This is a genomic window from Bacillus sp. AR2-1, assembly GCF_008368755.1.
Lineage (GTDB): Bacteria > Bacillota > Bacilli > Bacillales > Bacillaceae_G > Bacillus_A > Bacillus_A wiedmannii.
This window is the reverse complement of record NZ_QORY01000017.1, coordinates 154,041-179,535: the sequence shown is the minus strand read 5'-3', so window position 1 is coordinate 179,535 and position 25,495 is coordinate 154,041. Positions and strand designations below refer to the sequence as shown.

The following is a 25,495-nucleotide window of genomic DNA, read 5'->3' as shown; positions in this document are numbered from 1 at the left end:
CTAAGGCTCTTTTTTCGACTTTTGGGGAGAGAATGAAAGGTAGGAGAAAGTATAATGTCAGATAATTATCGTTCTCGTACAGAACGAAATCATGTAAAAAATCAAAATCAAAAGCAAGAAACAAATAAAGAAAAAAAACCAAAGAAAAAAGGCTCCTTTTTTAAAAAATTCCTTATAGGTTGTCTACTTCTTGGTATCGTTGGTCTTATAGCTAGCGTTTCCGCTTTCTTTGTTATGGTGAAGGACGCTCCAAAATTAGACAAATCAAAACTTGTCAATCCTTTATCAACAAAGTTTCTTGATAAGAATGGGAACTTTTTCTATGAATACGGTGCTGAAAAACGAACCCACGTTACGTATGATCAAATTCCAAAGGTAGTTGAAAGTGCATTCCTTGCAACTGAGGATTCACGTTTCTATGATCATAATGGAATTGATTTTAAACGAACTACAAAAGCAGTTATGGAAAATGTCACTGGAGGGTTCGGATCTCAAGGTGGTAGTACGATTACACAACAAGTAGTCAAAAACTATTTTCTAACGATGGACAAAACTGCGAAGAGAAAAGTACAAGAATGGTACCTATCTTACAAATTAGAGCAACAATACTCTAAACATGAGATCTTAGAAATGTACTTAAATAAGATTAACTTAGGTAACCGTTCGTACGGTATTGCAACAGCAGCCAAAAAATATTATAACAAAGATTTAAAAGACTTACAGTTACATGAAGCTGCAATGCTTGCAGGTTTACCACAAGGTCCTAATATTTATGATCCAACAAAAAAAGACAACGTTGAACGAGCTACACAACGTCGTAACGTCGTATTATCATTAATGAATCGACATGGTTATATAACAAAAGATGAAATGAATAACGCAATGAAAATCTCTGTAACTGAGGGTCTTCAACCGTCTTCAGAAATAACTGAGATGAAGTATCAAGCATTTTTAGATGCTGTTGTAAAAGAAGTTGAAAAAGAATATCCCGATGTAAATATCGGTTCAGATGGTTTAACAATTCATACAACACTTGATCAAGATGCTCAAGATTACGCTGAAAAAATTATGGATGGCAACCTTATTAAGTATCCGAACGATCAATTCCAAGGATCATTCGTATTTATGGATACACAATCTGGCGAAGTTCGAGCAATTGGAGCTGGGCGTAAAGAAAGTAAGTCTACTTTCAAAGGTCATAATATGGCAACTGATTTAAAACGCCAAGTCGGTTCAACGATGAAACCAATTTTCGACTACGGTCCAGCATTTGAGAATTTACAATGGTCTACATACCATCAATTAAACGACTCAGAGTATACGTATTCCAATGGTAAGAAAATACGAAATGCAACAAAAAGTTACAAAGGTGACGTTTCACTACGTGAAGCTTTGAAAAAATCATTAAACATCCCAGCTTTAAAGACAGCTCAAGCGGTTGGTCTTCCTAAGTCACAAGCGTTTGCTGAAGGCTTAGGTATGACATTTAAAGACGGCAAAACATATGAATCAACAGCAATTGGTAGTAACGATAGTTCTCCATTAGAATTAGCAGGTGCATATGCAACCTTTGGTAATGATGGTAACTATAATAAACCGCACTTCGTAAAAGAAGTCATCTTCCCAGACGGTAAAAAGAAAAGTTTTAAACCGAAAGAACAACGTGCAATGCAAGACTACACAGCTTACATGGTTACTGACGTTCTTCGTGACGTAGTAAAACCTGGTTCTGGTGGTACAGGTCCAACAGCATACGTTTCTGGTTTTGACGTAGCTGGTAAAACAGGGACACAAAACTTTGATGAAGACGTTCTTAAAAAATATGGTATTCCAGCTGATGCAAACAGAGATAGCTGGTTCGCTGGATATACACCACAATATACAATGGCTGTTTGGACTGGTTACGAAAAGGATGGTCCAGAAAATTACATTGGTGATCGCTCTACTAGAATTGCACAACAAATGTTCCAAGTAATGATGAGCAAATTTGCTACAGATAAATCTCGCTTTGAACGTCCTTCTTCTGTACAAGAAATAAACGGAGAATTATACGTAAAAGGTGCGAAAAAAGATGCAATTAAACAAATTAAAGTAGATGCACCTAGTGGTCTTAATGTTACTTTCGATGGCGCTAATACTGTTACACTAAACTGGTCTGGACCAACAGAAGTTGATGCGTATGCAGCAAGCTATAAAGCGACTGACGGTTCAAGTGGTAGCCTATCAATAAGTGGTACGAAAGCTACTCTTGGTGGTATTAAACCAGGCGTTACTTACAGCTTCTCTGTAGTAGCGAAAAAAGGTACTGGAACAAGCCCTGCAGTTGGTGCATCCTTCACTGCACCTGGCGGAACTCCAGACCCTAAGAAAGCTGAAGAAGAGGCTAAGAAGAAGGCTGACGAAGAAGCTCAGAAAAAAGCTGATGAGGAAGTACAGAAAAAAGCTAATGAAGATAAACAAAAACTAGAAGAAGCTCAGAAAAAAGCTGCTGAAGAGCAGCGTAAACAACAAGAGCAACAGCAACAACAAGAACAACAACGTAAACAACAAGAAGAAGCTCAGAAAAAGGCTGTTGAAGAAGAAGCCGCTAGAAAGAAAGCCGAAGAAGAAGCTGCTAGAAAGAAAGCCGAAGAAGAGGCTGCTAGAAAAAAAGCTGAAGAAGAACAACACAAGCAACAAGAACAACAACAAAATACCGGAGGAGATACACCTCACGCAGACGGAAATGCTGTTACAACAGAGTCTTAATACAAAAAAAGAAGTCCTTTCTCTTAACGAGAAAAGGACTTCTTTTTTGTTATCATTTTCTTAACATATAGCTTTTCTATTTCAATATACAACTGCGCTAACTGAATATAGGAATGATAATTATTCGGTTTCTTTATAATGAACGAATATCGCTCCATAAAATTAACTGGTTGTACTTCCAATTTACTCGTATAAGCTTCCATTTCATTCAAACTATGAACAGGTTGCTCATTTAGCCAATATACAATCGATAACAAATGTGCCGCAAAAAGAATCATTGGACCTTCAGCTTCTTGCTTATTTCTGTTTCGAAATAGTGTAGCAATGTCTTCATGCTTACTTTTCCATACATTCAACAGTATAGGAATACTATTTTCAATTTCATTCCACGGCTCATATTGTCTTTCAATATCAAATATAAAGTAAGTATTTTGTATTATTTCTTCAAAAGACTGATCTGTATGATACGTAATCGAAGTTACGCTTTCTGTAAAAAATGGTAAGCACCGAAATTCTTTCGGTATTTCTATAACTCGCTCCATCCTTTATTTCCCCTTCATTCGCTTCTTTCCTTCACGACACAATTCTAGTAATCGGCACTCTTCACATTGTGGTCGCTGTGCTTTACAGTGGTAACGCCCAAAGAAAATCATACGATGATGTGTAACGCCCCATTCATCCATCGGAACTTTCTTCATTAATGTCTTTTCTACTTCTAACACCGAATCTTTCCACTTACAAATCGCTAACCGTTTACTCACTCTCTCTACATGCGTATCAACAGCAATCGCTGGAATTCCAAATGCAACCGAAACAACTACATTCGCTGTCTTTCTTCCTACTCCTGGTAATTTCGTCAGCTCGTCACGGTCTTCTGGAACTTTCCCGTTATAATCATCTAGCAACATCTGGCACAATTTTTGAATATTTTTCGCCTTATTTCTAAACAATCCAATGGAACGTATATCTTGTTGTAATTCTTCTAAAGACACGCTTAAATAATCTTCTGGTGTTTTATATTTTTGAAATAAATTTTTCGTCACTTTATTTACAAGTGCATCTGTACATTGTGCAGATAACGCCACCGCGATTACTAATTCAAATGGATTATCATGAATTAATTCACAATGTGCTTCTGGATACATATCCGCCATTGTGTCTAAACAATAGCGAATTTGCGTTTTATTTAACATATACTTCCTCCTACATTACTGCTCCAACCAATTATAAAAAGGCACTTTCCCAGTAAATTTCGTCTCTTGTTTTGTCGTTTGCTGCGTTCGTTGTTGATTTGCTCTAAATTTTCGTCCTTGGTTTTGGGCTTGATCTACTGTTTTAATACCATTCTTTTTCCACTCAAATAAAATACGATCAATATATCGGAAATTAAGCTTACCGCTCATTACAGCTTCCCTGAGGGCCGCTTGAATTAAATTCGGATGATGTTGATCTTGATCTTCCCACATACCCAACGTTTCACATTCAAACGGAGAAAGTGGTCTTCCAAATTCTTTTTCAAATACTGTATATAAATTTACTTGCAGTTGTTTTATTTCTTTTTGTTCTTCCTCTATTGATTCGTTCATTAAGAAATGCAATATTTTTTCCCATAGCGGTTGTAAAGAATAACTTTCACACATCATCGCTTCTGATTTTTGTCCACCTTCTAGTGATAAAAAACCTTTTTGAATCAATGTCTGAATTACTTCCATACATTTCATTTCAGTAATCGTCATCCGTTCTGAAATCTCTGACGGAGTCGGAAACGAATTGCCCGATTCTAAAAATGTGTGTACATGAAGTACAACCATAAATTCCATTTCATTTAGCCCTAATTTTTTATAATGCATCATAAGTAATTTTGGAATTGCAATGCTTCCCTGCTCAAACCACTGTAACATCATTTTCTTTTTCATCACCAAACACCTCGCTCTCTAGTATAACACACCTTTCGCTATTTCTTTTTGCCACAATTCGTCAAAAAAACCTTCCTATTATGTAGGAAGGTTTTTTGTATTGCGTTAATAAAATATACAATTAAGCTTGCACTTTACTTTTCATAAACGTATGAATGCGTTCTAATGCTTTCTCTACTTGTTCAAGAGATGTCGCATATGATAAACGAACGTTATTTGGAGCACCAAATCCTGTACCTGGTACAAGAGCCACTTTTTCCTCTTCTAATAGAGCTTTTGCCCAATCATCCACAGTTTCGTATCCTGATAAAGCTACAGCTTCTTTTACATTAGGGAATAAGTAAAATGCACCTTGTGGTTTAATGCAAGTAAAGCCAGGGATTTGAATTAATTTATCATAAATAATGTTTAATCTGTCTTCAAATGCTTGACGCATTGTTTCTACAGGTTCTTGTGAGCCTGCATATGCTGCAATTGCGCCGTATTGAGCGATTGAAGTAGGGTTTGACGTACTATGACTCGCTAAGTTCGTCATCGCTTTAATAAGCTGCTTATTTCCTGCTGCATATCCAATACGCCATCCTGTCATAGAATGAGATTTAGATACACCATTAATAATAAGTGTTTGTTCTTTTAATGCATTAGAAAGCTGGGCAATCGAAGTATATTCTGCTCCACCATAAATTAATTTTTCATAAATTTCATCTGAAACGATTAAAATATCGTGTTCTAAACATATTTCTCCAAGCTGTTGTAATTCCTCTTTGCTATAAATCATTCCTGTTGGATTGCTCGGTGAATTAATAATAACTGCTTTCGTTTTCTCTGTAATTGCCTCACGCAGCTGCTTCGCTGTAATTTTGTACTCATTGTCTTCCAGGCCTTCTACGTAAACTGGCTTACCTCCAGCAAGCTTTACTTGCTCAGGATAACTTACCCAATAAGGAGTTGGGATGATAACTTCATCTCCTTCATCAAGTAACACTTGGAATAATGTATATAATGCATGCTTTGCACCGTTACATACAATAATTTCAGATGGATCATACGCAATTCCTTGATCACGTGTAAACTTCTTCACAATTTCTTGTTTTAACGCTTGTAATCCACCTGTTGGTGTATACTTCGTATGTCCTTCTAACATCGCTTTATGTGCAGCATCCATAATATGTTCTGGCGTATTAAAGTCAGGTTCTCCTGCCCCTAATCCAATTACATCATGACCTTCTGCTTTTAATGCTTGTGCCTTTGCTGTAATTTCTAAAGTTGCAGATGGTGTTAAAGCAGCTACTCGCTTTGCTAATTTCATTTGTAGTTCCCCCTACATCTATTTTTCAATGCTGTAGTGACCAGCATAAGCCCCATTTTGAAACTCTAAATAATAATACGTATAACGATCTTCCTGATCAATATATGTAATTTCCCACAACGGAATATCGTTTTGAGCACCTAATTTTACTTTTATAATTTCTTTTGGCTTTGGCTTTGGCTCATCACCTTTTCCTGTAGCTTGTTCAGCCAACTTTTGCAAAGCTTCTTTTTCAGGAATACCTTCACTCTTTTTCTTCACAAGGACATTCCCTTTTTTATTAGGCACCCAAACAATAATTTGTTCTCCTTTTTCGTCTACACCTTGTACGACTGTATATGAAGAATTTCCATTATAATAATCAACAGATTTTACTTTTGTAAGCTTTGCCTTTTCTTTCGCAATTTCTACAGATTTTGCCTCTTTATGGATTTTCTTTTCCATTGCTTTATTGTAAACATACGCCCCATATATTCCGCTAGCAACGATTACGATAACGATTGCAAAGATCCACTTTTTCATTGTATCACTACGTTCTGTAAATCGTAAATACAGCTATTTCTTTATCTTTTTCGTCTAATGCTAATCCGAACATGAGGTCCTGTTCTTTTAACGTACGATTCAAACTATCAACAATTTTATACAAGTCAGACGAATATTTAATACGCGTCGTTGATAGGACTTCGATTTTCTTATCCATGAAAAAACTCCTCCGTTACACAAAAATTTCTAATTATAGAAGAACGCAATACGGTTACAATAAGAGTACATTCTTTACAACCCCTGCTTCATCACCCATCTATTATAGCAGGACATGTACTGCAAAAAAAGGTTTCAAGTCGAAAACCAATACATTTTGTATACAAGAAGTAAGAAAAATAAAATTCCTCCTACCCACATTTTTTACGCCTGAAGCTTAAATGTACTTCAGGCGTATTTTTCTTCCAATTTTATTTATTTGGCCATGCCTTTAATTGTTCTAATAATTCTTCTAGAGGGCCTTCATAAAGCGGAACAGTTGGGATTGATTGTAAAAAACGTTTTCCATAAGAAGCGCTTATCAAACGACGGTCTAATACAAATACTGTTCCGGTATCTGTACTTGTTCTAATCAGACGACCAAATCCTTGTTTGAAACGCAAGATTGCTTGCGGGAGTGCTAACTTAGCGAATACGTCCTCTCCTTGATTTTTTAACCACTCTCCTTTTGCTTCCATCATCGGTTGATGAGGAGGCGTAAAGGGAAGCCGTACAATAACAAGACAACTAAGGGCATCTCCAGGTATATCTATCCCTTCCCAAAAACTACTTGTTCCTAACAAAATCGATTTGTCGAACTCTTGAAATTTACGAATGAGACGACTTCGGCTCTTATTATTTACACTTTGCGTTAATAATAAATACCCCTCTAATTCCTCATCATTTTTCAAATTCGTATACGCTTCTTTCAACATTTCATACGAAGTGAATAAAACAAGCATTCTACCTTTTGTAGCTTTCGCGATTTTTGCAATATGTGCCGACACAGATTCAATATATTCTTCATTACTTGCTTGCTTAATAAAAGGCACATCTGTTGAAACCATTAATTTCATCTGTTCTTCAAAACGGAATGGTGATGGAACCTGTAATGTATTGGGAGCAAAATCATGTAAACCTAGCTCCTCTTTTATATAGTCAAATGAATTGTTTACTGTTAACGTTGCTGATGTGAAAATAACACTCTTTTTCTGTGTTAAAAATTCATCCGCAAGCCTTTCACCAATATGAACAGGCTGTGCATATAAAACGGTTGAATGAATTGTTCCCTTCGTTTCAGTCTCCATCCATGTCACATATGAATTTTTTTCTAAAATGAGTAATTGTAAAGATTTTTCCATCTTTCTCAACAACTCAATTAAATGCATAAATTCACCTGTAATAACATGCATCTCCCATTCTAATTTACTTTGCAATATATCAACTTGCTTCTCAAGTATAGTCAATAATTTTCTTACATCGTATACAAAACGATTTGTTAACTCGGTAATGCTATCCCATAACTTACCTTTCTCTACTTCCGTGTTATATCGATAAATGAGTGGCATATTGCTTATCCCTTGTTCCTGCTTTGTTTGTTTAAAGATGAAAGCACGTAACATTTGGAATAGCTCATCCGCATCAAATTTCAATTCCTTCAAACTATGACTCACCATACGGAAAGTCGAACGAGAGGCTTGCTCTGATTTTTTCATCATTTTATATACTTTAGAAAGTACATCATCTGTTTCTAGCGTACCAAGACGAGATAAAACTAATTGAAAATACATACAGGAGAACTGTTCACCTAATATTCTACTCGCCGCTTCCTCGATATGATGAGCTTCATCAAAAATAATATGTTCACATGAAGCAAATAGTGGTTCTTCACTTGAAAAATCTTGAAATAATAACGCATGATTTGTAATAACGATATCTGCAAATAATGCTTTATTCTTTGCTCGTTGATAAAAACAACGGCTATACCAGTTGCTTTGCATCCCGCCTGGACTATGTACATCACTACAAATACGGTTCCAAAGTAACTTTCCGCCCTCAGGAATATTTAATTCATCACGATCGCCAGTTTCTGTTTGCAATAACCACACTAAAATTTTTGCCTTTGTGAGCGCCATATCATAATTTTTCTCTTCCTCTTGCAAAGCATATTCAAATTTATGTAGACAAAGATAATGCTTTCTTCCTTTCAAAAGAGCTACTTCAAATGAAAATGGCATTATTTTCTGTAATAATGGAATTTCTTTTTCTAATATTTGTTGTTGCAGTTGTACTGTTTGGGTACTTATGATGACAGGTTCTTCTTTTTTCGTTGCAAAATAAATACTTGGAAGTAAATATGCAAGAGTCTTTCCTGTTCCTGTTCCTGCTTCAATTAGTGAAAACCTAGAATCTCTTAGTGCTGTATATATTTCCTTCATCATAATCTGTTGGCTTTCTCTTTTTTCAAACCTTGGCATATTCAATTCAAGTTTATCGATTGCCTTATGCAAGAAAGCATCAAATTTAGATGAACATGTTTCACTGAGATTTAAAGCATAATTCCGTTTTCGAAGCGCAATATTTCGATACACTTCATATCCCTCTGCCACTTTTCTACCATGCATCATTTTCTTTAAAATATTTTCAGAAAGTACATCCGCTATATCACTTTGAAAAACATCGCTCAATTCATAAAGCGATTGCAAGGTGACAAGTGGTAACTTTTCAATTTCATTTAAAAATTGTAAAAATAATTCCGCTGTTGCAAGAGCATCACTATCCGCACGATGCGGTTGATCGTGCTCTAATTCATGTTGTTTAGCTAAATCACGTAATTTATAACTATCAGCTGTCGGCAAAAGAATTTGCGCCAACTCCACTGTATCAACTTTCGGACAATGTACTTCTGTATATCCAGCCCACCTTAATTCTTCAGTTAAAAAATTCCAATCAAAGTGAACGTTATGTGCAACAAAAGCTGCACCTTGCAATAGCTCAACAACCATCGGGGCTACATCATGAAATAACGGGGCTTGCTTAACCATACTCTCATCAATCCCTGTTAATTCTGTAATAAATGGCGGAATCTCTCTCTTCGGATTAATAAAAGATGAAAAAATCTCTAGTATCTCTCCATCTTCCACTACAACAGCTGCGATTTGGGTAATTTTATCCTTCCCGTCCTTCCAGGAGTTCCCTGTCGTCTCTAAATCCACAACGACATAACGTTTACTCATATATGTAACACCTCAATTTCTTACCTATCAATCACAAAATTATATAATGTTACTATACCACGTTTTATCTCATCTTAATGAAAAGATGCACAAAAAAGCTATCTCCATAATAGAGATAGCCTTCTTACTTATAATATCGTACCCGCTTTTTCAGTGCCTAACATTTGGATAATTTGATTATCATCGTCTAATACTGCAATTTTCGGCTCTTGGTTATGAATATTTTCTTCTGCCACTAAACCGTAGCAAATAATAATAACTTTATCCCCTGGCTGTACAAGCCTTGCAGCTGCACCATTTAAACAAACAACACCGCTACCGCGTTCTCCTTTAATAACATATGTCTCTAAGCGCGCACCATTATTGTTATTTACAATTTGTACTTTTTCATTTTCTAAAATATTTACTGCATCCATTAAATCTTCATCAATTGTAATACTACCTACATAATTTAAATTTGCTTCTGTTACTGTTGCGCGATGTAACTTCGCTCTCATCATTGTGCGAAACATAGATGCTCCCCCTTATTAAACCGTTAATGTTATATTGTCAATTAATCGTACATTCTCAAATTTAACTGCAATTGCTAAAATGATTCGTCCTTCAATTTTATCTATTACTTGTAGTGAAGGATAGGCATATAAATCAGCATAATCTACAGTGCCTTTCGTATACGTCTCAATATACTCTTTCACAAGAGTTGTAATGATTTCTGCATTACGTTCGCCTGCTTCAATTCTTTCTTTCGCTATACATAGACTGCGGTATAAATGAGGAGCCTCTTCACGCTCTGCTTGTGATAAATACACGTTACGAGAACTTTTCGCTAATCCATCTACTTCCCTTACAATATCCACTGGTACGATCGTAACCGGAATATTAAAATCAGCGACAAATCCTTCAATGACAGCAACTTGCTGTGCATCTTTCATACCAAAATAAGCACGCGTTGGCCATGTAATATTAAATAGTTTCATTAGTACAGTCGCAACTCCAGCGAAATGACCAGGTCTTTGTTTGCCACATAATACATCGGTACGCTTCACAACTGCTACTGTTGTCGTTTGTTCTGCTGGATACATTTCTTCTACGCTCGGATAAAATAAATAATCTACACCGTTTTCTTTTGCTACATTTTCATCTCTATCAATATCACGAGGGTATCGATCTAAATCTTCATTCGGCCCAAACTGTAGCGGATTGACAAACACGCTTAAAACCACAATTTCATTTTCTTCTCTTGCCTTACGTAATAAAGTCGCATGGCCTTCATGTAAATAACCCATCGTTGGAACAAAACCAATACTTTTTCCACTTATACGAAGTTCGTTTGTAATTTGCTGCATCTCTTGCACTGTAGTTACGATTTTCATTATTGTTTTCCTCCGTATAACGCTAAGCATTCTTCCTCTTTCATTGTGAATGAATGTTTTTCTTCTGGAAATTGCCCTGTCTTTACTTCAGTAACGTATTGTGAAATCCCTCGCACAATCTCCTCTTGAACAGACGTATATTGCTTTACAAATTTCGGAACACGATTTACGCCGTATGAGATAAGATCATGATAAACAAGTACTTGCCCATCTACTTTTTTCCCTGCTCCAATTCCAATCGTCGGAATTGTTAGTTGCTTCGAAATTAATTCCGCTAACTGCATTGGCACACATTCTAACACAAGCGCTATCGCACCAGCTTCCTCACATCTCTTCGCATCTTCTATTAATTTTTTTGCACTTTCAGCATCTTTTCCTTGTACTTTATACCCACCTAGTACTCCTACAGATTGAGGAGTTAAGCCTAAGTGTGCCACGACAGGAATTCCCGCATTCGTCAAGTAATGAATAGTTGATACCACTTCCCCTGCACCTTCTACCTTCAGTGCATGAGCACCACTCTCTTGAACAATGCGGCGTGCATTCACCATCGTATCTTGAGGCGACACATGATACGACATAAATGGCATATCAGTTACAATAAACGTCTCTTTCGCTCCTCGGCGTACAGCTTTCGTATGATGAATCATATCCTCTACTGTTACAGGTACTGTTGAATCGTAGCCAAGCACAACCATCCCAAGGGAATCTCCAACTAGAATCATATCAACTTCAGCTTCTTCTGCTAACTTAGCAGATGGATAATCATACGCCGTTAGCATCGTAATCGGCTCACCTTGCTCTTTCATCTTCAAAAAATCTGTTTTTGTTTTCAAAAACTACTCCTCCTTTATACAGGAGAGAGGAGATGGCCGAAATCATATAAAAAACCCCTCTGGCCATAAAAGGGCAGAAGGGTTGTGTGTTAGTCGGCATTATTCATCCCTCTGTCCCAGTCCGTTATTGGATCAAGGCAGAATCCAAGTTATTATTTTTCGTATTGCTTCGAATCATGGTGCAGTTCGCTCTGATACTGCCCACATTCGAACTAATTATAGCAAACTCCAAAAAGGAATTACTACATTTTTTTGAAAAAATAATTTTTTATTCCTATTACGGTATGTGAAATTTTTTATAAATAACTCAATCATAGAAAGATAAAGCTTTGTTTAAAATGCCTCGTATAACTCTTAAACTAATGATGCAGGTTAATTGAGAAAAGTACTTACAAAAGGAGAATTGCGCATGTTTATGAACAAATGGTTATTTCCATTCACCGGTTTTCTTCTGATGATTGTAGGGATGATAACTTTTAGCTCCTTCCATGCATTTGCCTCAGTTAACGTCGTAACACAACCTATCGATTCAACGAAAGTAATTGAGGTCGAACTGAATGATGATTACTTTCATCCAAACGTCATCACCATTCCAATTGAAGAGTCAACAACATTGTTATTAAAAAACAAAGGTAAGAATGAACACACCTTTACAGTAAAAAAACTCGGCATTGATGTCGTAGTCGAGTCAGGAAAAGAAAAAAACATTACCGTGAAACCTAAAAATACTGGTACATATGAATTAATATGCCGGTACCACCTTCTTAAAGGAATGGAAGGCAAAGTAATAGTCAAATAAAAAGAAGTTCCCAAAAGGAACTTCTTTTACTTAATTTCGATATCCGCAGAATGAATGTGATGTACTTTCCCTTCATGGTCCTCCAGAAGCAATACACCATCCTCTGTAATTCCTTTTGCTACGCCTGTAATTGTCTCTCTCATCGTTCGAGCGGTAATTTCTTTCCCGATGCTCACAGCGTAACTTTCCCAAAGAATTTTAATGACAGAGAAACCATTTTGTAAATACTCTTCATATAATTTTTCTAGTTGTAAAAAGATTTGTTGCATCAGCTCTGCACGAACAATTGGCTCACCGGATTCAATCGCTAAAGAAGTAGCAATATGCTGAATTTCCTCATCAAAATGCTCTTGCTTTTGATTTGCATTAATACCAATACCCATAATGACAGCATTAATTTTATCAGGATCGGCCTGCATTTCTGTTAATATACCTACAGCCTTTTTACCTTGAATTAAAATATCATTCGGCCATTTTATTCCTACGTTTACACCCGTGCACTTTTCAATTGCTTGTGCAACGCTAACAGCCGCTAATAAAGTAAGTTGTGGTGCATGATGAACCGGGATTGATGGACGTAAAATAATACTCATCCAAATTCCTGTTCCTTTTGGTGAATGCCATTTCCTACTTAAACGACCTCTGCCGGCTGTTTGTTCTTCTGCAACAACAATCGTTCCTTCTTCTGCACCTTCATAAGCAAGTTTTGCTGCAATATGCTGCGTAGATTCAACAGACTCTTCAAAATATACCGTTCTACCAATATGTTTCGTTTGTAACCCTAACTGAATTTCATTAGCAGTCACTTTGTCTGGCTTACTCGCAATTCGATAACCTAATCGACGCACAGCTTCAAGTTCATATCCCTCATTCCGAAGGTCCTCCATATGTTTCCACACAGCGGTTCTTGAACAACCAAGTTTATCACTAATCGTTTGGCCAGATACAAACGCGCCATCCGCTTCTGAAAAAACTTGCAATAACTGCTTTCTTATAGTAGATTGCATTCTTGCAGCCACTCCCTTATACACTCTTTCTCATTAACTACGTTTCCTTGTACAATTGCTTCCTCAATTTTTCGAATCATTTCAGCAACCCACGGACCTGGCTTTTTATTTGCCCAGTTTAATAAATCATTCCCAGTCACATTCATTTCTTGTCGATTCTTGATTGGCAATGCTTCAAACAACGTTTGTACTCGTTTCACAGATGTATTATCATAGCTTTCAATCATCGCTTCATATACTCTTTCTGCCATTTCAGCGATATGAATTCCCGTTTTATAAAGAAAGACTGTATCCCAATCCTTCTCCTTTCTCGTACGGAGTGTTAATAAAACTGCGACGATATCTTTTATTTTTTTATTTGAAAACTTCCATTGACGTAAAAAGACAGATGGATGCTCTTCCCCAATACAATATAAGAAGAATGCCCATGCCTCAATGTCCGTTTCAAAAGAATCCCAGTTATACTGCGTAGCTTTTAATAATCTCTCATCTGACATTTGTAAATATGGCAGATGAGAAAATAGCTTCGTTTCTACTAATTCTTGCAAGCCCTTCACGCAATATGTACCAGTTAACAGTTTCTCAAACTCCACTGTAATTCGCTCAATTGCAATATGTTCTAGCAAATGTCCATATGTTTCTATTGCTTGTTTCGTTTTCATTTCTAAAGAAAAACCTAACGTACTTACGAAACGAATACCACGCATCATTCGCAGGGCGTCTTCTTGAAAACGATCCGCAGCATTGCCAACCGTCACAATTTCTCTCTTTTGAATCGCTTGCTGTCCAGCAAATAAATCAACCATTTTGCCTTCTTCTGTCATCGCAATTGCATTCATTGTGAAATCACGACGTTTTAAATCCTCTTCTAATGAACGAACAAATTGAACACTACTAGGTCTTCGAAAATCTTCATATTCGCTCTCTGTTCGAAAAGTGGTTACCTCATAAGGTTCACCATTTTCTACCACAATTACAGTTCCATGCTCAATACCAACAGGAACATGTCTTGGAAATATAGCCATCACTTCTTCTGGTAAAGCAGATGTCGCAATATCAATATCTCCAATCGGCCTATCGATAATAAGATCTCGTACGCTTCCACCGACAAAGTAGGCCTCATGTCCTTGTTGCTTTAAAGTCTCAATAATAGAACTAGCTTTTTTAAATCTTTCCATTTTTGTCATCCCTTAGTACATCATAGTAAATCGTTTCATATTGTGAGACGATTTTTTCAGAGCGGAACTGCTCGTAAACACTTTCTCTTGCTCGCTCTCCCAAATTACGGTGAAGTTCTTCATCCTTTAATAGCTGAATGGCTTGATTTGCCACTCCTGTTGGATCGCCAACTTCACATAAATATCCTGTTTCACCATGTTGAATGACTTCTGGAATACCTCCAACCCTTGTTCCGATACAAGGTACACCACACGCCATCGCTTCTAATAAAACAAGACCAAAACTCTCCTTCTCTGAAAGAAGCAACATTAAATCACTCATCGCAAGTAGCTCTGCAACATTATCTTGCTTCCCTAAGAATAAGACGCGATCTTCAATATGTAAATTTTTTACTATCTGTAAAATCGTGCAAAATTCTGGTCCATCTCCAACAAGAAGCAACTTCGCATCTACTTCTGTAACAATTTTAGCAAATGCCTGAACAACATCTTGCACACGTTTCACTTTACGGAAATTTGAAATGTGAATCAGTATCTTTTCACTCTCACTTATACCGTATTCTTTCTTTAATTGAGACATATCACGCTTGAAATATACACGCTCGTCTATAAAGTTATATACCGTTTGAATGTTTTTATTTGGTTTTACAAGCTCATGCGTTTCGTTAATCAATGAATGCGAGACAGCCGTCACAACATCAGATTGCTCAATACCAAAACGAATTAAATTATTTAACGAAGGGTCGGAACCTAACACAGTAATATCTGTTCCATGCAAGGTTGTAACAATTTTAATACGCTCTCCAATCATTTGTTTTGCTAAATAAGCACAAATGGCATGTGGTATTGCGTAATGCACATGTAAAATATCTAGGTTCTCTCTTTGTGCAACCTCTGCCATTTTACTCGCTAACGCTAAATCGTATGGTGGATATTGAAATACAGAGTATTGATTTACCGTCACTTCATGAAAATAAATATTTGGATACACTTTATTTAACCGGAATGGTAAACCCGATGTAATAAAATGAATTTCATGCCCGCGTTCCGCTAATTGCTTTCCTAATTCTGTTCCAACAACTCCAGAACCACCTACAGAAGGATAACATGTAATACCTATTTTTAATTTCATTTACATCCCCCCTATTAAATCAGCATGTAATAAAATCGGTTTCTTACTCATAAATCCCTCGGCATATAAGACTCCAACTTCTTTTCCAAACATTTTCTCTCGAGCGACCACAGTTTCAACGTAACCTTCTGTTAACGGCGTTTTCACACCATCACTCCCTGTTGAAAACTGACTTTCATACGCTTCTAATGCTTCCACTTTTATAGAAAGGTACTCACTTATATCTATACAAAAATTCGGTTTATGAAAACCATTAATCATATAATAATAAAAAGACTCCACGCGATGTGGCGAAACCTCTGGCATATATTTACGAATTCCCGCTGAAAAAATAGCTTCTTCCACAAGTTTTGCACAATTTGCATGATCTGGATGACGATCTTCATAATACGGCGCGAAAACTAGTTTCGGTTTATATGTACGAATCACCTTTACAATTTCACGTATATACTCTTCTTTCATATACAAACCACGGTCTGGCATCGCTAAATTCAGTCTCGTTTTTACTCCCATTATACGAGCTGCCGCCTTTGCTTCTTCTTTTCTCAATTCTATCGTTCCATTAGAAGAAAGGTCAGCTTCTGTTAAATCACAAATACCTACTTCATACCCTTGCTTCGTATATTTAGCAATGGTACCAGCCATGCCGATTTCGACATCATCGGCATGAGCACCAAACGCTAATATATGTAATCCACTCATAATTGTTCCCCTCATTTTCTAAACTTGCGGTAATCTAAATCTCCTCGCTCTAATGCGTGCATTAACATTTCAGCACTTGCCATATTCGTTGCAAGTGGAATCGCATATACATCACATAAACGAAGCAATGCATTTACATCTGGTTCATGCGGCTGAGCAGTTAGTGGATCTCGGAAAAAAATCACCATATCCATATCGTTTTTTGCAATCATGGCACCAATTTCTTGATCGCCACCAAGAGGACCCGACTGAAATCTTGTTACAACTAAACCAGTTGCCTCCATAATACGAAGTCCTGTCGTCCCTGTTGCAAATAATTCATGTTGTTCAAAAATTGGTTTATATGCGTATGCAAACGAAACCATGTCATCTTTCTTTTTGTCATGTGCGATTAAGGCAATTTTCATCCGTTGTCTCCCCTTTAGTCGATAATATTTTCTAAACCGTACACAAGATGATCTAGATTCATTACTGTATCAATTGATAGTTTTACACCCGACATAAATGATGCACGATTGAATGAATCATGACGAACCGTTAACATTTGTCCATCTCCACCAAACATTACTTCTTGGTGTGCAATAAGTCCTGGTAAACGTACACTATGAATGTGAATGCCGTCTACATTTGCACCACGAGCACCTTCTAGTTGTTCTACTTCATTCGGATGACCTTGCTGCTTTGATTCACGATTTTGACGAATTAATTCTACTGTTTTTACTGCTGTACCAGATGGTGCATCTAACTTTTGATCATGATGCAATTCAATTACTTCAACATCTTGGAAATACTTCGCTGCCATTTGTGAGAATTTCATCATAAGAACTGCACCAATTGCAAAGTTTGGAGCGATAATTGTTCCTACTGCTTTTTCTTTCGCATTCTCTCTTAATTGCTTTAGTTCTTCTTCTGTAAATCCAGTTGTACCAATAACAGAACGAAGTCCACGCTCAACTGCTAGTGTAACGTGTTGTTTCCCAACTTCTGGCGTTGTTAAATCTAACAACACATCTGCTTCTACTTCCTCTAAACAAGTATGTAAATCTGCGTAAATTGGCGCTTGTAACGCTGGCATGCCCGGTAAATCAGAAATTTTCTCTCCACCATGCTTATAATCCACTGCTGCTACCAAATTAAAATGTTCCGTTCTTTCCATAAGAAGGACTGCTTCATGTCCCATACGTCCTCTTGGTCCAGCGATAATTACTTTAATTTCTTTCATTATTCTTTCTCTCCCTCATCAATACGTGTCCAGCGATCTTTATCACGTGTATTAAATTTATTCATTACAATGTTATGTGCCGTTTCTAAATCAATATTTAAACTATTTGCCATACAAATCATAACAAATAATACATCTCCAAGCTCTTCTTCCAGACTACGTTCTTTTTCAGTTGTTTTCTTCGGTTTCTCACCATAATAATGATTTACCTCTCTTGCAAGCTCCCCCATTTCTTCCGTTAAACGAGCCATCATTGCAAGTGGACTGAAATAACCTTCTTTAAACTGACCAATATATGCATCTACTTCTTTCTGCATATCCTTCATCGTTTTTGCTTCCATACAATTCACCTCTAATCCTTCCTCTTTCATGTTAGCCAATTCATCGCGATTTGACAAATATTATTCCCCGCCAAACACCTATTTGCGACCCTTTTTTGGATAGACTATAATAAAGTGAAACTTTCTTTTGCGTTTTTTGCAAAAGATTAGCCCGAACCAATCGGGCTCTTACGGCTGGTTTGATCTCAATTCACTGCTTTATCCTCTACCAGCCGTTAGAGCGGGGTAAAGTGAAACTTCTTTTGCGTTTTTTTATAGCCTTCACTATTTTTACTAACAGCTAGAAATTACTTATCATTATGTTTTACCGTATCAGCGGAGCAATGCAATTTACATAATTAGGAGGATTTCTATATGACATCAAATTTGAAGATTCGAAATATCATTTTTATTTTAATCGGTTCCGCTATTTTTTCTTTCGGTATTGTGAATATCAATATTGAAAATCACCTTGCAGAAGGTGGATTTACCGGTATTACACTATTATTGTATTTTCTATTTAAGTTTGATCCTTCTTATTCAAACTTAATTTTAAATATCCCTATATTTTTTATTGGTTGGAAGTTACTTGGAAGAACAACATTTATCTATACACTAATCGGCACCTTCAGCGTGTCTTTATTTCTATGGATTTTTCAACGTTACGAAGTTCTTAACTTACATTTAAACTTACAAAATGATATGACACTCGCGGCTTTATTCGCCGGGGCATTTATCGGTGTCGGTCTTGGCATAATATTTAAATATGGCGGGACTACTGGCGGTGTAGATATTATCGCAAGACTCGCTCATAAATATGTTGGCTGGAGTATGGGGAAAACGATGTTTATGTTTGATGCTATCGTCATCATCGTCTCTATTCTTACCTATTTATCATACCGCGAGGGCATGTATACGTTAGTTGCTGTTTTTATCGGGGCGAAAGTCATTGATTTTATGCAAGAAGGAGCCTATGCGGCAAAAGGAGCAACGATTATCTCAGATAAAAACGATGAAATTGCTGCCACAATTTTATCTGATATGGAACGCGGAGCTACTTTTTTAAAAGCTGTTGGATCGTATACAAAAGTGGAACGGAACGTATTATATTGCGTTGTTGCTAAAAATGAAATCGTGAAATTAAAAAATATTATTACTTCTGTAGATCCTCATGCCTTTGTTGCTGTAAGTGATGTACATGATGTAGTTGGTGAAGGTTTTACGTTAGATGAAAATAAAAATCCGTTACATAAATAAACGCAACTAGAAAAGCTCTCTAGCTTTTCTAGTTTTTTATTACATATTTTTTAAGTTTATCTAAATCCTCATAAATAAGCTCCAATAAACTCCGATTATAAAAAATGGAAGCAGGATGAAAAGTCGGAAAGATATGATATTCTTGCTCTGACCATGTAAACGCTGCACTTTGCATATCCTTTAATTTTTGAATGGGCTGTTTTAATAATTGTCCGTGCACATCTGTTATTTTTTTATTTTGTCCTGTTAAACGTTGAAGACCGATATTTCCAAGGGTGACGATAAGCTTCGGATTTATTTTCTCTAATTCATAATCTAACAAAGGCGCATGGGCAAGTATTTCTCCTTGATTGGGTGTTCTATTATATTTTTTCTGTATGATTTCACCATTTCGTTCTTTTTTCTCTCGCCACTTATAAGGCCTACTTCGGACAGCGCTCGTAATATATACTTCTTCCCTTGTAACATGAATCCGTTCTAAAAAACCCATTAATTGTTTTCCCGCTCTCCCGCTAAACGGAATCCCATTATGAATTTCTGTTTCACCAGGCGCTTCTCCTAACAGCATAAATTTTGGATTTTCAGGACCTTGTCCACTTAAAAAGCCTTCTAACTGATAAGAAGCGCTTTGTTCTTTCACTTGTTTTACTAAACGACTTGGATATTTCACTTCCCCCACCGCCTTTCCGCATTACTTCTATTCCTTCTATTATTTCTATTTGCAATACATTATATAATTCAATCCACAAAACAAAAAAGACTATCAAAATTGATAGTCTTTAGTCGTCGCTACGCTGCATACCAGTATACATTAATACGAGACGTAATAATTCAAATACTGCTACAGCTGCAGCCGCTACATATGTTAATGCTGCCGCATTTAATACTTTACGAGCTTGGCCATATTCATCTGTTGATACGATACCTAACGCTTCAATTTGTTGCATTGCACGCTTTGATGCATCAAACTCAACAGGTAATGTCACAAGTTGGAACACAACACCTGCTGCCATTAAAATGATACCTAATAACAACAAGTTAGACATAGATGCAAAAGCACCAATCATAATAAATACCCAAGAAATATTCGATCCAAAGTTTGCAACTGGCACTAACGAATGACGAATACGCATAAAGTTATAATCTTTTGCGTCTTGAATTGCGTGTCCTACTTCGTGTGCTGCAACTGCTGTACCAGCAACTGAATGACCGTAATAGTTATCTGTTGATAATCGAACTGTTTTGGCAGTTGGATCATAATGGTCTGATAAATGACCTGGTGTTTCTTCTACAGCTACGTTGTATAATCCATTCTCATCTAAAATTTTTCGAGCCACTTCCGCTCCTGTCATACCTGAAGTTGAATAAACTTGTGAATACTTGCTATAGGCACTACGTACTTTTGACTGTGCATACAACGGTATGATCATTATGATCGCGAAGTAAATTAAATAAAACATCATGAACCTCTGAACCTCCATTGAAGTTTTAATTATAGTACTTCTCATTCTATTTTCTTCTGACATCATTGTCAATGAATAAACCTTACAATCCGTATCTTTATTTATTGCATTATCTATTCTTAGAGTGTACATTACTTTTTCTTTTTTCTCTCTCTCCTTTATACTTTCTCCATCCAACATAAGTTAATGTGAATAAAATAAGACCTCCAGTAATTATCATAAACCAAATGAGAGAGGGTGCAATTTCATCTTTTTTTACTGTGTGAAATATTTTTTGCAAATCCCCTTTAATGATTCCTACTTGCATTTGACCACCTTTCGTATTTAACATAACGTTACGAAATTCATCCAAATAAGATAAATGGGCATTTACACGCTGCACTTCATTTTCTGGCAGGGCGATCATTAAGCTTGGATAAATAATATTAAATTCATGTAAAAATGTGTTTAACGTTTGTTGAAACTGTCCCGTATCTTCTTTTTTCATCGCTTTTTCCATTTGAGAAAAGGCACCCATTACTTTTCTTTCTCTTTCCATCCAAAGTGGTTGATATTTCGACACTTGCGCATCAACAGCGAGCTGCAGGGCTAACACATTATCAATTTTAACTTGTTTACCTAAATCTGTTTCCGAGAGAGATTGTTTCGCCTTGTCGTAAGCTAAAGAAATAACTCTAACCTGATCTGGCGTTACTTCTTGCTTCTTTTCATTCCCCTTTATAACAAACTGCTCGGAGAAATGTTGTAATACTTGTACTGCTTTTTCATCTTCATTACGCTTCACTAATTGTAATGAGTCGTCTAACAACCCTGTTAGTTCACTCCACTCTTCAGCATATATACGTAACGGAAACATTATAATTAGAAATGCTATTAATCCAATTAATGTTCTCTTCATCACGGTCCCCCCTATAACTACTAGTACAAAATATGTTAATTTGGACAAGAATAGAACAGTACTGGACCGAAAAATATATTATCGTTTTACAAACAAAAAAATTCTCTTTAAACAGAGAATTTTTCCTTTGAAATCCTTTTCTTTTTTACGAAATATCTATACAAGCTGTAACAAAGTATGCTGCCGCATAAAATAAATAATAAAATTGCACACGCAGCATGCATAAAGAATTCTTCTGGTAACATTAATATAATTGGATCCGTTTCAATATCAAACATCCAATAATCATTACTGAATAAAAGCTTATGGAATAATACAAAACTCTTTTCAAAATTAATAGCGATCGGTAACATGAGCGCGATCGGTAAGATAATTGTTAAAATTGATCCGTGCAGTAAAAACTTTTCATTTTTCTTTTTTAATAAATAAACCCCGCCTATTATTGCAATCATAATTGTCGCATACATTACATATTGAATCTTTACTAAAATATTTTTAACATCTACAAAATGAATACGGCCATTTGTAGACATATCTAATGTTGGCAACTGCAATACTCCATCATAAAACGGCGATAAATATGTAATAAGCACATCATAATTTCTTTTAATATCATCCTTCGTCATATCCGCTAAATCTGGAATGTTTAAAAAATCAATTTCAAAATAATATAGCCATTTTCCGTACACAACCGCTGTTGTTGCGAGTGCACATATAGAAAATGCTATGCTATATGAAACAACTATAGTAATCAATCGATCCAATATTTTTGTACCACTCTTATTTTTCTTCATTTTCTCCCCCTACATGTTCTAACTATCATAAAGAAAACTGTTTTCGGTTCTCACGCAAGCAATAATAATATGTAAGACATAGTGTGACGATGCTTAGCCAAAACGTAAAGTAACCAATTTCTTCTACAAACAAATGCATAATTCCATATCTCGGCATTTGCCAAAATAAATAATCAATTGCATCATTATGTAATGTCCATATAGCTGCTACCGCAAAATGCCATTTTTTTATACGGTAAAACGGTGCATATAACAATCCTTGTACTGCCATCGCAAAGTGCGAAAGCATTAACATATACCCCATAAGACCAATAGGACCTTTTACATAGATCATAATTGCATTTACAACAACAGCCCATATACCATATTTCATCAAAGTAACAATCGCTAGCGCCTCTATTAATCCCCAATTTCTCTTTCTTAAAAAAGCAATTAAAACAAAGACAAAAAAGAGACTCGCCATCGGGCTATCGGGTACAAACGGCCAAAATATAGGTGAGGTTTCTTTTAATTGATTTCCATACCATATAAATCCGTATATTGTACCTAATATGTTAACAACTAATAAAAATAATAATATAGAGCGTTGTCTTAACATTGCATACAAATAAACCAAGCTGTATGTCCAACACCTTTCAAACAAAGTCATTCTTTCCTCAAACTCTACTCTATTATATAGTAAACTTTCTTTCATCAAAATAAAAAGCTGACTACAAATTTTTGTAGTCAGCTTTTTATTATTTTTTATTATACTTAGCAATGAATTCCGAAAGCTTCTTCAATTCCTCATCCGTACCTTTAAATACGCCTTTAGGCATTGAACCTTTTCCATCTTTCGCAATTTTAGCAATTTCTTCTGGCTTTAAAGTTAAATTTTGCAGTGCAGGCGCTGCTGCCCCGCCCTGTAAATTGTCACCGTGACACGTTAAACAAGTATTTTTTTGCATTAATTTATAGCCGTCATCATTTTTATCAACTGGTGCTGTTTTTACAATTGCTCCTTGTTTTTTTGCAGCTTCCCAGTCGTGGTGCGCTACAGATTCCCAAGTTAAAAAGATAATCGATGCAATTGCTAAAAGCATAAATCCAGTTGCTACAGGACGCTTCAATGGGCGTCTTTCTGGGCCTCGATCAAGAAATGGAGCTAACAATAATGCGCCAAACGCAATCCCTGGCATAATAAACGCTCCAATTACAGTAAATGAACCAGAAGCATAAGAATACTTTAATAACTGATACAAGAATAAGAAATACCAATCTGGAAGTGGTATATATCCGGCATCAGTTGGATCCGCCATTCTCTCAAGTGGTGACGGATGCGCCACTGTTAAACATAAATAACCGATTAAAAAAACTGCACCAACCATCCATTCTTTTAACAAGAAGTTCGGCCAAAACGCTTCTGTTTTTCCTGGGTATTCAGAATAGTCTTTTGGAATATTTGGTTTCCGAGCTACTGGTACCCGAGAATCTCCTACAAACTTCATCCCTTTGCCGCGATGCATAATCTCCCTCCTTTAGTTCTTTCCCCTTTAATTTAGCAATCTCTTATAGCGGACCGGAAATACCTTGTTTGCGAATCATGATGAAGTGGAAGGCCATTAAACCTAGAAGTGCTGCTGGTAAGAAGAAGACGTGAATAGCAAAGAAGCGAGTTAATGTTTGAGCGCCAACAATTTCGGAATGACCAGCGAGTAATGTTTTAATATAAGGACCAATGAGCGGCGTTTGCTCTGCAATTTGAATCCCTACTTTCGTAGCAAATAATGCTTTCATATCCCACGGTAATAAATATCCGGTAAAACCAAGACCTAACATAACAAAGAAAATAAGAACACCAACAATCCAGTTTAACTCACGAGGCTTTTTATACGCACCCTGGAAGAAAACTCTAAGTGTATGTAAAAACATCATTACAATGACGAGACTAGCGCCCCAGTGGTGCATACCACGAACAATTTGCCCATATGCAACTTCATTTTGTAAATAATAAACCGATTCCCAAGCATTTTTAATATCAGGCACATAATACATCGTCAAAAACATTCCTGATAAAATTTGAATTACAGTAACGAAAAAGGTAAGTCCTCCAAAGCAATAAACGAATGCAGAAAAGTGATGTGCCGGGTTTACATGTTCAGGTACTTCATGATCAGCGATATCACGCCATATTGGTGTAATATCTAACCTTTCATCTACCCAATCATAAATTTTATTTAGCATCTACTTTGCACCCCCTTTTGGCTTCGCTTTGCCTAAATACAGCGTTCCATCTTTTACTTTGGACTCGTATACATCAAGCGGAGCAAGGGGCGGCGTGCCTTTAATGTTCATCCCATCTTTTGTGTAACGGCCCCCGTGACATGGACAAAAGAATTGATTCGGATGTGCTTTGTCCGAATTCCAGTTAACTGTACATCCTAAATGTTTACATACTGGAGAGAACGCAACAATGTCTCCGCTTTCATCTTTATGAACCCAAGCTGATTTTGGCTCTTCGGACTTGTACCAACCATCAACCTGCTTCACCTTAAAGTCGAAACGTTTCGGCTCTGTTGTAATATCCTTTACTTGTGCAACAGCAACCATATCCGTTCCCGCTTCTTTTCTTAACACCGGATCAAGCGCAAATCGCGTCATCGGCATTAAAATACCCGCTGCCATAAAGCCTCCTACCCCTGTAAGGGTGTAATTTAAAAACTGTCTTCTTGATACACGATGTTCTTTCTCGCTCACGAAAATTTCCCCCCTCTATCAGAAATTGTCCCCTCGTGATAAATTATATA

28 protein-coding genes are annotated in these 25,495 nt (G+C 36.5%); 3 read left to right on the top strand and 25 right to left on the bottom strand.

Features of this window, described 5'->3' with window-relative positions; all coding sequences use genetic code 11:
* The first annotated feature begins 54 nt into the window (after positions 1 to 54).
* Positions 55 to 2,748: a penicillin-binding protein 1A gene (locus DT250_RS19635; protein ID WP_149213571.1), complete on the top strand. Its 2,694-nt coding sequence runs from the start codon at positions 55 to 57 to the stop codon at positions 2,746 to 2,748.
* A gap of 23 nt (positions 2,749 to 2,771) precedes the next feature.
* On the opposite strand, the gene DT250_RS19630 is transcribed toward DT250_RS19635, so the two are convergent.
* The 10 genes from DT250_RS19630 to panB form a co-directional block, all read right to left on the bottom strand.
* Entirely contained in the window at positions 2,772 to 3,290 is a 519-nt protein-coding gene (locus DT250_RS19630; protein ID WP_149213570.1) for a YpoC family protein, read from the bottom strand.
* Between the two features lie 3 nt (positions 3,291 to 3,293).
* Positions 3,294 to 3,941 carry an endonuclease III gene (gene nth / locus DT250_RS19625; protein ID WP_149213569.1) on the bottom strand — a complete coding sequence of 216 codons (648 nt, stop codon included), beginning with the start codon at positions 3,939 to 3,941 and terminating at the stop codon, positions 3,294 to 3,296.
* 15 nt (positions 3,942 to 3,956) lie between these two features.
* Positions 3,957 to 4,664, bottom strand: a complete 708-nt coding sequence (gene dnaD, locus DT250_RS19620) for a DNA replication protein DnaD (protein ID WP_000728534.1) — start codon at positions 4,662 to 4,664, stop codon at positions 3,957 to 3,959.
* A 121-nt stretch (positions 4,665 to 4,785) separates the two neighbouring features.
* Complete coding sequence (aspB, locus tag DT250_RS19615; RefSeq protein WP_149213568.1) at positions 4,786 to 5,973, bottom strand: aspartate transaminase AspB; 1,188 nt, start codon at positions 5,971 to 5,973, stop codon at positions 4,786 to 4,788.
* 18 nt (positions 5,974 to 5,991) lie between these two features.
* Positions 5,992 to 6,495 carry a cell wall elongation regulator TseB-like domain-containing protein gene (locus DT250_RS19610; RefSeq protein ID WP_046955209.1) on the bottom strand — a complete coding sequence of 168 codons (504 nt, stop codon included), beginning with the start codon at positions 6,493 to 6,495 and terminating at the stop codon, positions 5,992 to 5,994.
* Between the two features lie 7 nt (positions 6,496 to 6,502).
* Complete coding sequence (locus DT250_RS19605; RefSeq protein ID WP_000358351.1) at positions 6,503 to 6,673, bottom strand: YpmA family protein; 171 nt, start codon at positions 6,671 to 6,673, stop codon at positions 6,503 to 6,505.
* A 250-nt stretch (positions 6,674 to 6,923) separates the two neighbouring features.
* On the bottom strand, positions 6,924 to 9,728 hold the full coding sequence (gene dinG, locus DT250_RS19600) for an ATP-dependent DNA helicase DinG (protein WP_149213567.1): 2,805 nt from the start codon (positions 9,726 to 9,728) through the stop codon (positions 6,924 to 6,926).
* Positions 9,729 to 9,856: 128 nt separating this feature from the next.
* Positions 9,857 to 10,240, bottom strand: coding sequence for an aspartate 1-decarboxylase (gene panD, locus DT250_RS19595; protein WP_088062713.1), 384 nt, complete (start codon positions 10,238 to 10,240; stop codon positions 9,857 to 9,859).
* A gap of 15 nt (positions 10,241 to 10,255) precedes the next feature.
* A complete protein-coding gene (panC, locus tag DT250_RS19590) occupies positions 10,256 to 11,101 on the bottom strand; it encodes a pantoate--beta-alanine ligase (RefSeq protein ID WP_149213566.1) in 846 nt (281 codons plus the stop codon).
* Entirely contained in the window at positions 11,101 to 11,937 is an 837-nt protein-coding gene (gene panB, locus DT250_RS19585) for a 3-methyl-2-oxobutanoate hydroxymethyltransferase (RefSeq protein ID WP_000853116.1), read from the bottom strand. Before panB ends, panC begins: the two co-directional genes overlap by 1 nt.
* A gap of 409 nt (positions 11,938 to 12,346) precedes the next feature.
* On the opposite strand from panB, the gene DT250_RS19580 reads away from it, so the two are divergent.
* Positions 12,347 to 12,736, top strand: coding sequence for a cupredoxin domain-containing protein (locus DT250_RS19580; protein ID WP_149213660.1), 390 nt, complete (start codon positions 12,347 to 12,349; stop codon positions 12,734 to 12,736).
* A gap of 26 nt (positions 12,737 to 12,762) precedes the next feature.
* Here the strand turns inward: DT250_RS19580 and DT250_RS19575 are convergent, their stop codons facing one another.
* The 7 genes from DT250_RS19575 to DT250_RS19545 are packed head-to-tail and all read right to left on the bottom strand — an operon-like array spanning position 12,763 to position 18,318.
* Positions 12,763 to 13,743 carry a biotin--[acetyl-CoA-carboxylase] ligase gene (locus DT250_RS19575; RefSeq protein WP_046955213.1) on the bottom strand — a complete coding sequence of 327 codons (981 nt, stop codon included), beginning with the start codon at positions 13,741 to 13,743 and terminating at the stop codon, positions 12,763 to 12,765.
* Positions 13,728 to 14,921: a CCA tRNA nucleotidyltransferase gene (locus DT250_RS19570; protein ID WP_149213565.1), complete on the bottom strand. Its 1,194-nt coding sequence runs from the start codon at positions 14,919 to 14,921 to the stop codon at positions 13,728 to 13,730. The genes DT250_RS19575 and DT250_RS19570 overlap by 16 nt, the downstream gene beginning before the upstream one ends.
* Complete coding sequence (gene bshA, locus DT250_RS19565; protein WP_087985552.1) at positions 14,908 to 16,053, bottom strand: N-acetyl-alpha-D-glucosaminyl L-malate synthase BshA; 1,146 nt, start codon at positions 16,051 to 16,053, stop codon at positions 14,908 to 14,910. The genes DT250_RS19570 and bshA overlap by 14 nt, the downstream gene beginning before the upstream one ends.
* Positions 16,054 to 16,755 (bottom strand): bacillithiol biosynthesis deacetylase BshB1, encoded by a 702-nt coding sequence (bshB1, locus tag DT250_RS19560; RefSeq protein ID WP_149213564.1) that lies wholly within the window; start codon positions 16,753 to 16,755, stop codon positions 16,054 to 16,056.
* Between the two features lie 11 nt (positions 16,756 to 16,766).
* Positions 16,767 to 17,162, bottom strand: a complete 396-nt coding sequence (gene mgsA, locus DT250_RS19555; protein ID WP_046955216.1) for a methylglyoxal synthase — start codon at positions 17,160 to 17,162, stop codon at positions 16,767 to 16,769.
* A gap of 14 nt (positions 17,163 to 17,176) precedes the next feature.
* Positions 17,177 to 17,977, bottom strand: coding sequence for a dihydrodipicolinate reductase (gene dapB / locus DT250_RS19550; RefSeq protein ID WP_048543525.1), 801 nt, complete (start codon positions 17,975 to 17,977; stop codon positions 17,177 to 17,179).
* The gene (locus tag DT250_RS19545) at positions 17,977 to 18,318 is read right to left on the bottom strand and encodes a nucleotide pyrophosphohydrolase (protein WP_048543622.1); all 342 of its coding nucleotides are present in this window, start codon (positions 18,316 to 18,318) and stop codon (positions 17,977 to 17,979) included. The genes dapB and DT250_RS19545 overlap by 1 nt, the downstream gene beginning before the upstream one ends.
* A 354-nt stretch (positions 18,319 to 18,672) precedes the next feature.
* On the opposite strand from DT250_RS19545, the gene DT250_RS19540 reads away from it, so the two are divergent.
* A complete protein-coding gene (locus tag DT250_RS19540; protein WP_149213563.1) occupies positions 18,673 to 19,554 on the top strand; it encodes a YitT family protein in 882 nt (293 codons plus the stop codon).
* A 28-nt stretch (positions 19,555 to 19,582) separates the two neighbouring features.
* On the opposite strand, the gene DT250_RS19535 is transcribed toward DT250_RS19540, so the two are convergent.
* The 8 genes from DT250_RS19535 to qcrA form a co-directional block, all read right to left on the bottom strand.
* Positions 19,583 to 20,224: a uracil-DNA glycosylase gene (locus DT250_RS19535; RefSeq protein ID WP_149213562.1), complete on the bottom strand. Its 642-nt coding sequence runs from the start codon at positions 20,222 to 20,224 to the stop codon at positions 19,583 to 19,585.
* Between the two features lie 109 nt (positions 20,225 to 20,333).
* Entirely contained in the window at positions 20,334 to 21,014 is a 681-nt protein-coding gene (locus DT250_RS19530) for a zinc metallopeptidase (protein WP_002096760.1), read from the bottom strand.
* Between the two features lie 112 nt (positions 21,015 to 21,126).
* The gene (gene ypjB, locus DT250_RS19525; RefSeq protein WP_149213561.1) at positions 21,127 to 21,915 is read right to left on the bottom strand and encodes a sporulation protein YpjB; all 789 of its coding nucleotides are present in this window, start codon (positions 21,913 to 21,915) and stop codon (positions 21,127 to 21,129) included.
* A 107-nt stretch (positions 21,916 to 22,022) separates the two neighbouring features.
* Positions 22,023 to 22,709, bottom strand: a complete 687-nt coding sequence (lit, locus tag DT250_RS19520; protein ID WP_149213560.1) for a lipoprotein intramolecular transacylase Lit — start codon at positions 22,707 to 22,709, stop codon at positions 22,023 to 22,025.
* A 25-nt stretch (positions 22,710 to 22,734) separates the two neighbouring features.
* Positions 22,735 to 23,325 carry a lipoprotein heptaprenylglyceryl N-acetyltransferase LhaT gene (gene lhaT, locus DT250_RS19515; RefSeq protein ID WP_000262813.1) on the bottom strand — a complete coding sequence of 197 codons (591 nt, stop codon included), beginning with the start codon at positions 23,323 to 23,325 and terminating at the stop codon, positions 22,735 to 22,737.
* A gap of 121 nt (positions 23,326 to 23,446) precedes the next feature.
* Entirely contained in the window at positions 23,447 to 24,214 is a 768-nt protein-coding gene (gene qcrC, locus DT250_RS19510; protein WP_000554600.1) for a menaquinol-cytochrome c reductase cytochrome b/c subunit, read from the bottom strand.
* 43 nt (positions 24,215 to 24,257) lie between these two features.
* Positions 24,258 to 24,932 carry a menaquinol-cytochrome c reductase cytochrome b subunit gene (gene qcrB, locus DT250_RS19505; RefSeq protein WP_000932700.1) on the bottom strand — a complete coding sequence of 225 codons (675 nt, stop codon included), beginning with the start codon at positions 24,930 to 24,932 and terminating at the stop codon, positions 24,258 to 24,260.
* Positions 24,933 to 25,445 carry a menaquinol-cytochrome c reductase iron-sulfur subunit gene (gene qcrA, locus DT250_RS19500; RefSeq protein WP_001290419.1) on the bottom strand — a complete coding sequence of 171 codons (513 nt, stop codon included), beginning with the start codon at positions 25,443 to 25,445 and terminating at the stop codon, positions 24,933 to 24,935.
* Positions 25,446 to 25,495 lie beyond the last annotated feature (50 nt).

Excerpts from the sequence above, each read along its gene's own strand:
- DT250_RS19635 (WP_149213571.1), top strand. The coding sequence starts at position 55 with ATGTCAGATAATTATCGTTCTCGTACAGAACGAAATCATGTAAAAAAT.
- DT250_RS19630 (WP_149213570.1), bottom strand. The coding sequence starts at position 3,290 with ATGGAGCGAGTTATAGAAATACCGAAAGAATTTCGGTGCTTACCATTT.
- nth (WP_149213569.1), bottom strand. The coding sequence starts at position 3,941 with ATGTTAAATAAAACGCAAATTCGCTATTGTTTAGACACAATGGCGGAT.
- dnaD (WP_000728534.1), bottom strand. The coding sequence starts at position 4,664 with ATGAAAAAGAAAATGATGTTACAGTGGTTTGAGCAGGGAAGCATTGCA.
- aspB (WP_149213568.1), bottom strand. The coding sequence starts at position 5,973 with ATGAAATTAGCAAAGCGAGTAGCTGCTTTAACACCATCTGCAACTTTA.
- DT250_RS19610 (WP_046955209.1), bottom strand. The coding sequence starts at position 6,495 with ATGAAAAAGTGGATCTTTGCAATCGTTATCGTAATCGTTGCTAGCGGA.
- DT250_RS19605 (WP_000358351.1), bottom strand. The coding sequence starts at position 6,673 with ATGGATAAGAAAATCGAAGTCCTATCAACGACGCGTATTAAATATTCG.
- dinG (WP_149213567.1), bottom strand. The coding sequence starts at position 9,728 with ATGAGTAAACGTTATGTCGTTGTGGATTTAGAGACGACAGGGAACTCC.
- panD (WP_088062713.1), bottom strand. The coding sequence starts at position 10,240 with ATGTTTCGCACAATGATGAGAGCGAAGTTACATCGCGCAACAGTAACA.
- panC (WP_149213566.1), bottom strand. The coding sequence starts at position 11,101 with ATGAAAATCGTAACTACAGTGCAAGAGATGCAGCAAATTACAAACGAA.
- DT250_RS19580 (WP_149213660.1), top strand. The coding sequence starts at position 12,347 with ATGTTTATGAACAAATGGTTATTTCCATTCACCGGTTTTCTTCTGATG.
- DT250_RS19575 (WP_046955213.1), bottom strand. The coding sequence starts at position 13,743 with ATGCAATCTACTATAAGAAAGCAGTTATTGCAAGTTTTTTCAGAAGCG.
- DT250_RS19570 (WP_149213565.1), bottom strand. The coding sequence starts at position 14,921 with ATGGAAAGATTTAAAAAAGCTAGTTCTATTATTGAGACTTTAAAGCAA.
- bshA (WP_087985552.1), bottom strand. The coding sequence starts at position 16,053 with ATGAAATTAAAAATAGGTATTACATGTTATCCTTCTGTAGGTGGTTCT.
- bshB1 (WP_149213564.1), bottom strand. The coding sequence starts at position 16,755 with ATGAGTGGATTACATATATTAGCGTTTGGTGCTCATGCCGATGATGTC.
- mgsA (WP_046955216.1), bottom strand. The coding sequence starts at position 17,162 with ATGAAAATTGCCTTAATCGCACATGACAAAAAGAAAGATGACATGGTT.
- dapB (WP_048543525.1), bottom strand. The coding sequence starts at position 17,977 with ATGAAAGAAATTAAAGTAATTATCGCTGGACCAAGAGGACGTATGGGA.
- DT250_RS19545 (WP_048543622.1), bottom strand. The coding sequence starts at position 18,318 with ATGGAAGCAAAAACGATGAAGGATATGCAGAAAGAAGTAGATGCATAT.
- DT250_RS19540 (WP_149213563.1), top strand. The coding sequence starts at position 18,673 with ATGACATCAAATTTGAAGATTCGAAATATCATTTTTATTTTAATCGGT.
- DT250_RS19530 (WP_002096760.1), bottom strand. The coding sequence starts at position 21,014 with ATGTTTTATTTAATTTACTTCGCGATCATAATGATCATACCGTTGTAT.
- ypjB (WP_149213561.1), bottom strand. The coding sequence starts at position 21,915 with ATGAAGAGAACATTAATTGGATTAATAGCATTTCTAATTATAATGTTT.
- lit (WP_149213560.1), bottom strand. The coding sequence starts at position 22,709 with ATGAAGAAAAATAAGAGTGGTACAAAAATATTGGATCGATTGATTACT.
- qcrC (WP_000554600.1), bottom strand. The coding sequence starts at position 24,214 with ATGCATCGCGGCAAAGGGATGAAGTTTGTAGGAGATTCTCGGGTACCA.
- qcrB (WP_000932700.1), bottom strand. The coding sequence starts at position 24,932 with ATGCTAAATAAAATTTATGATTGGGTAGATGAAAGGTTAGATATTACA.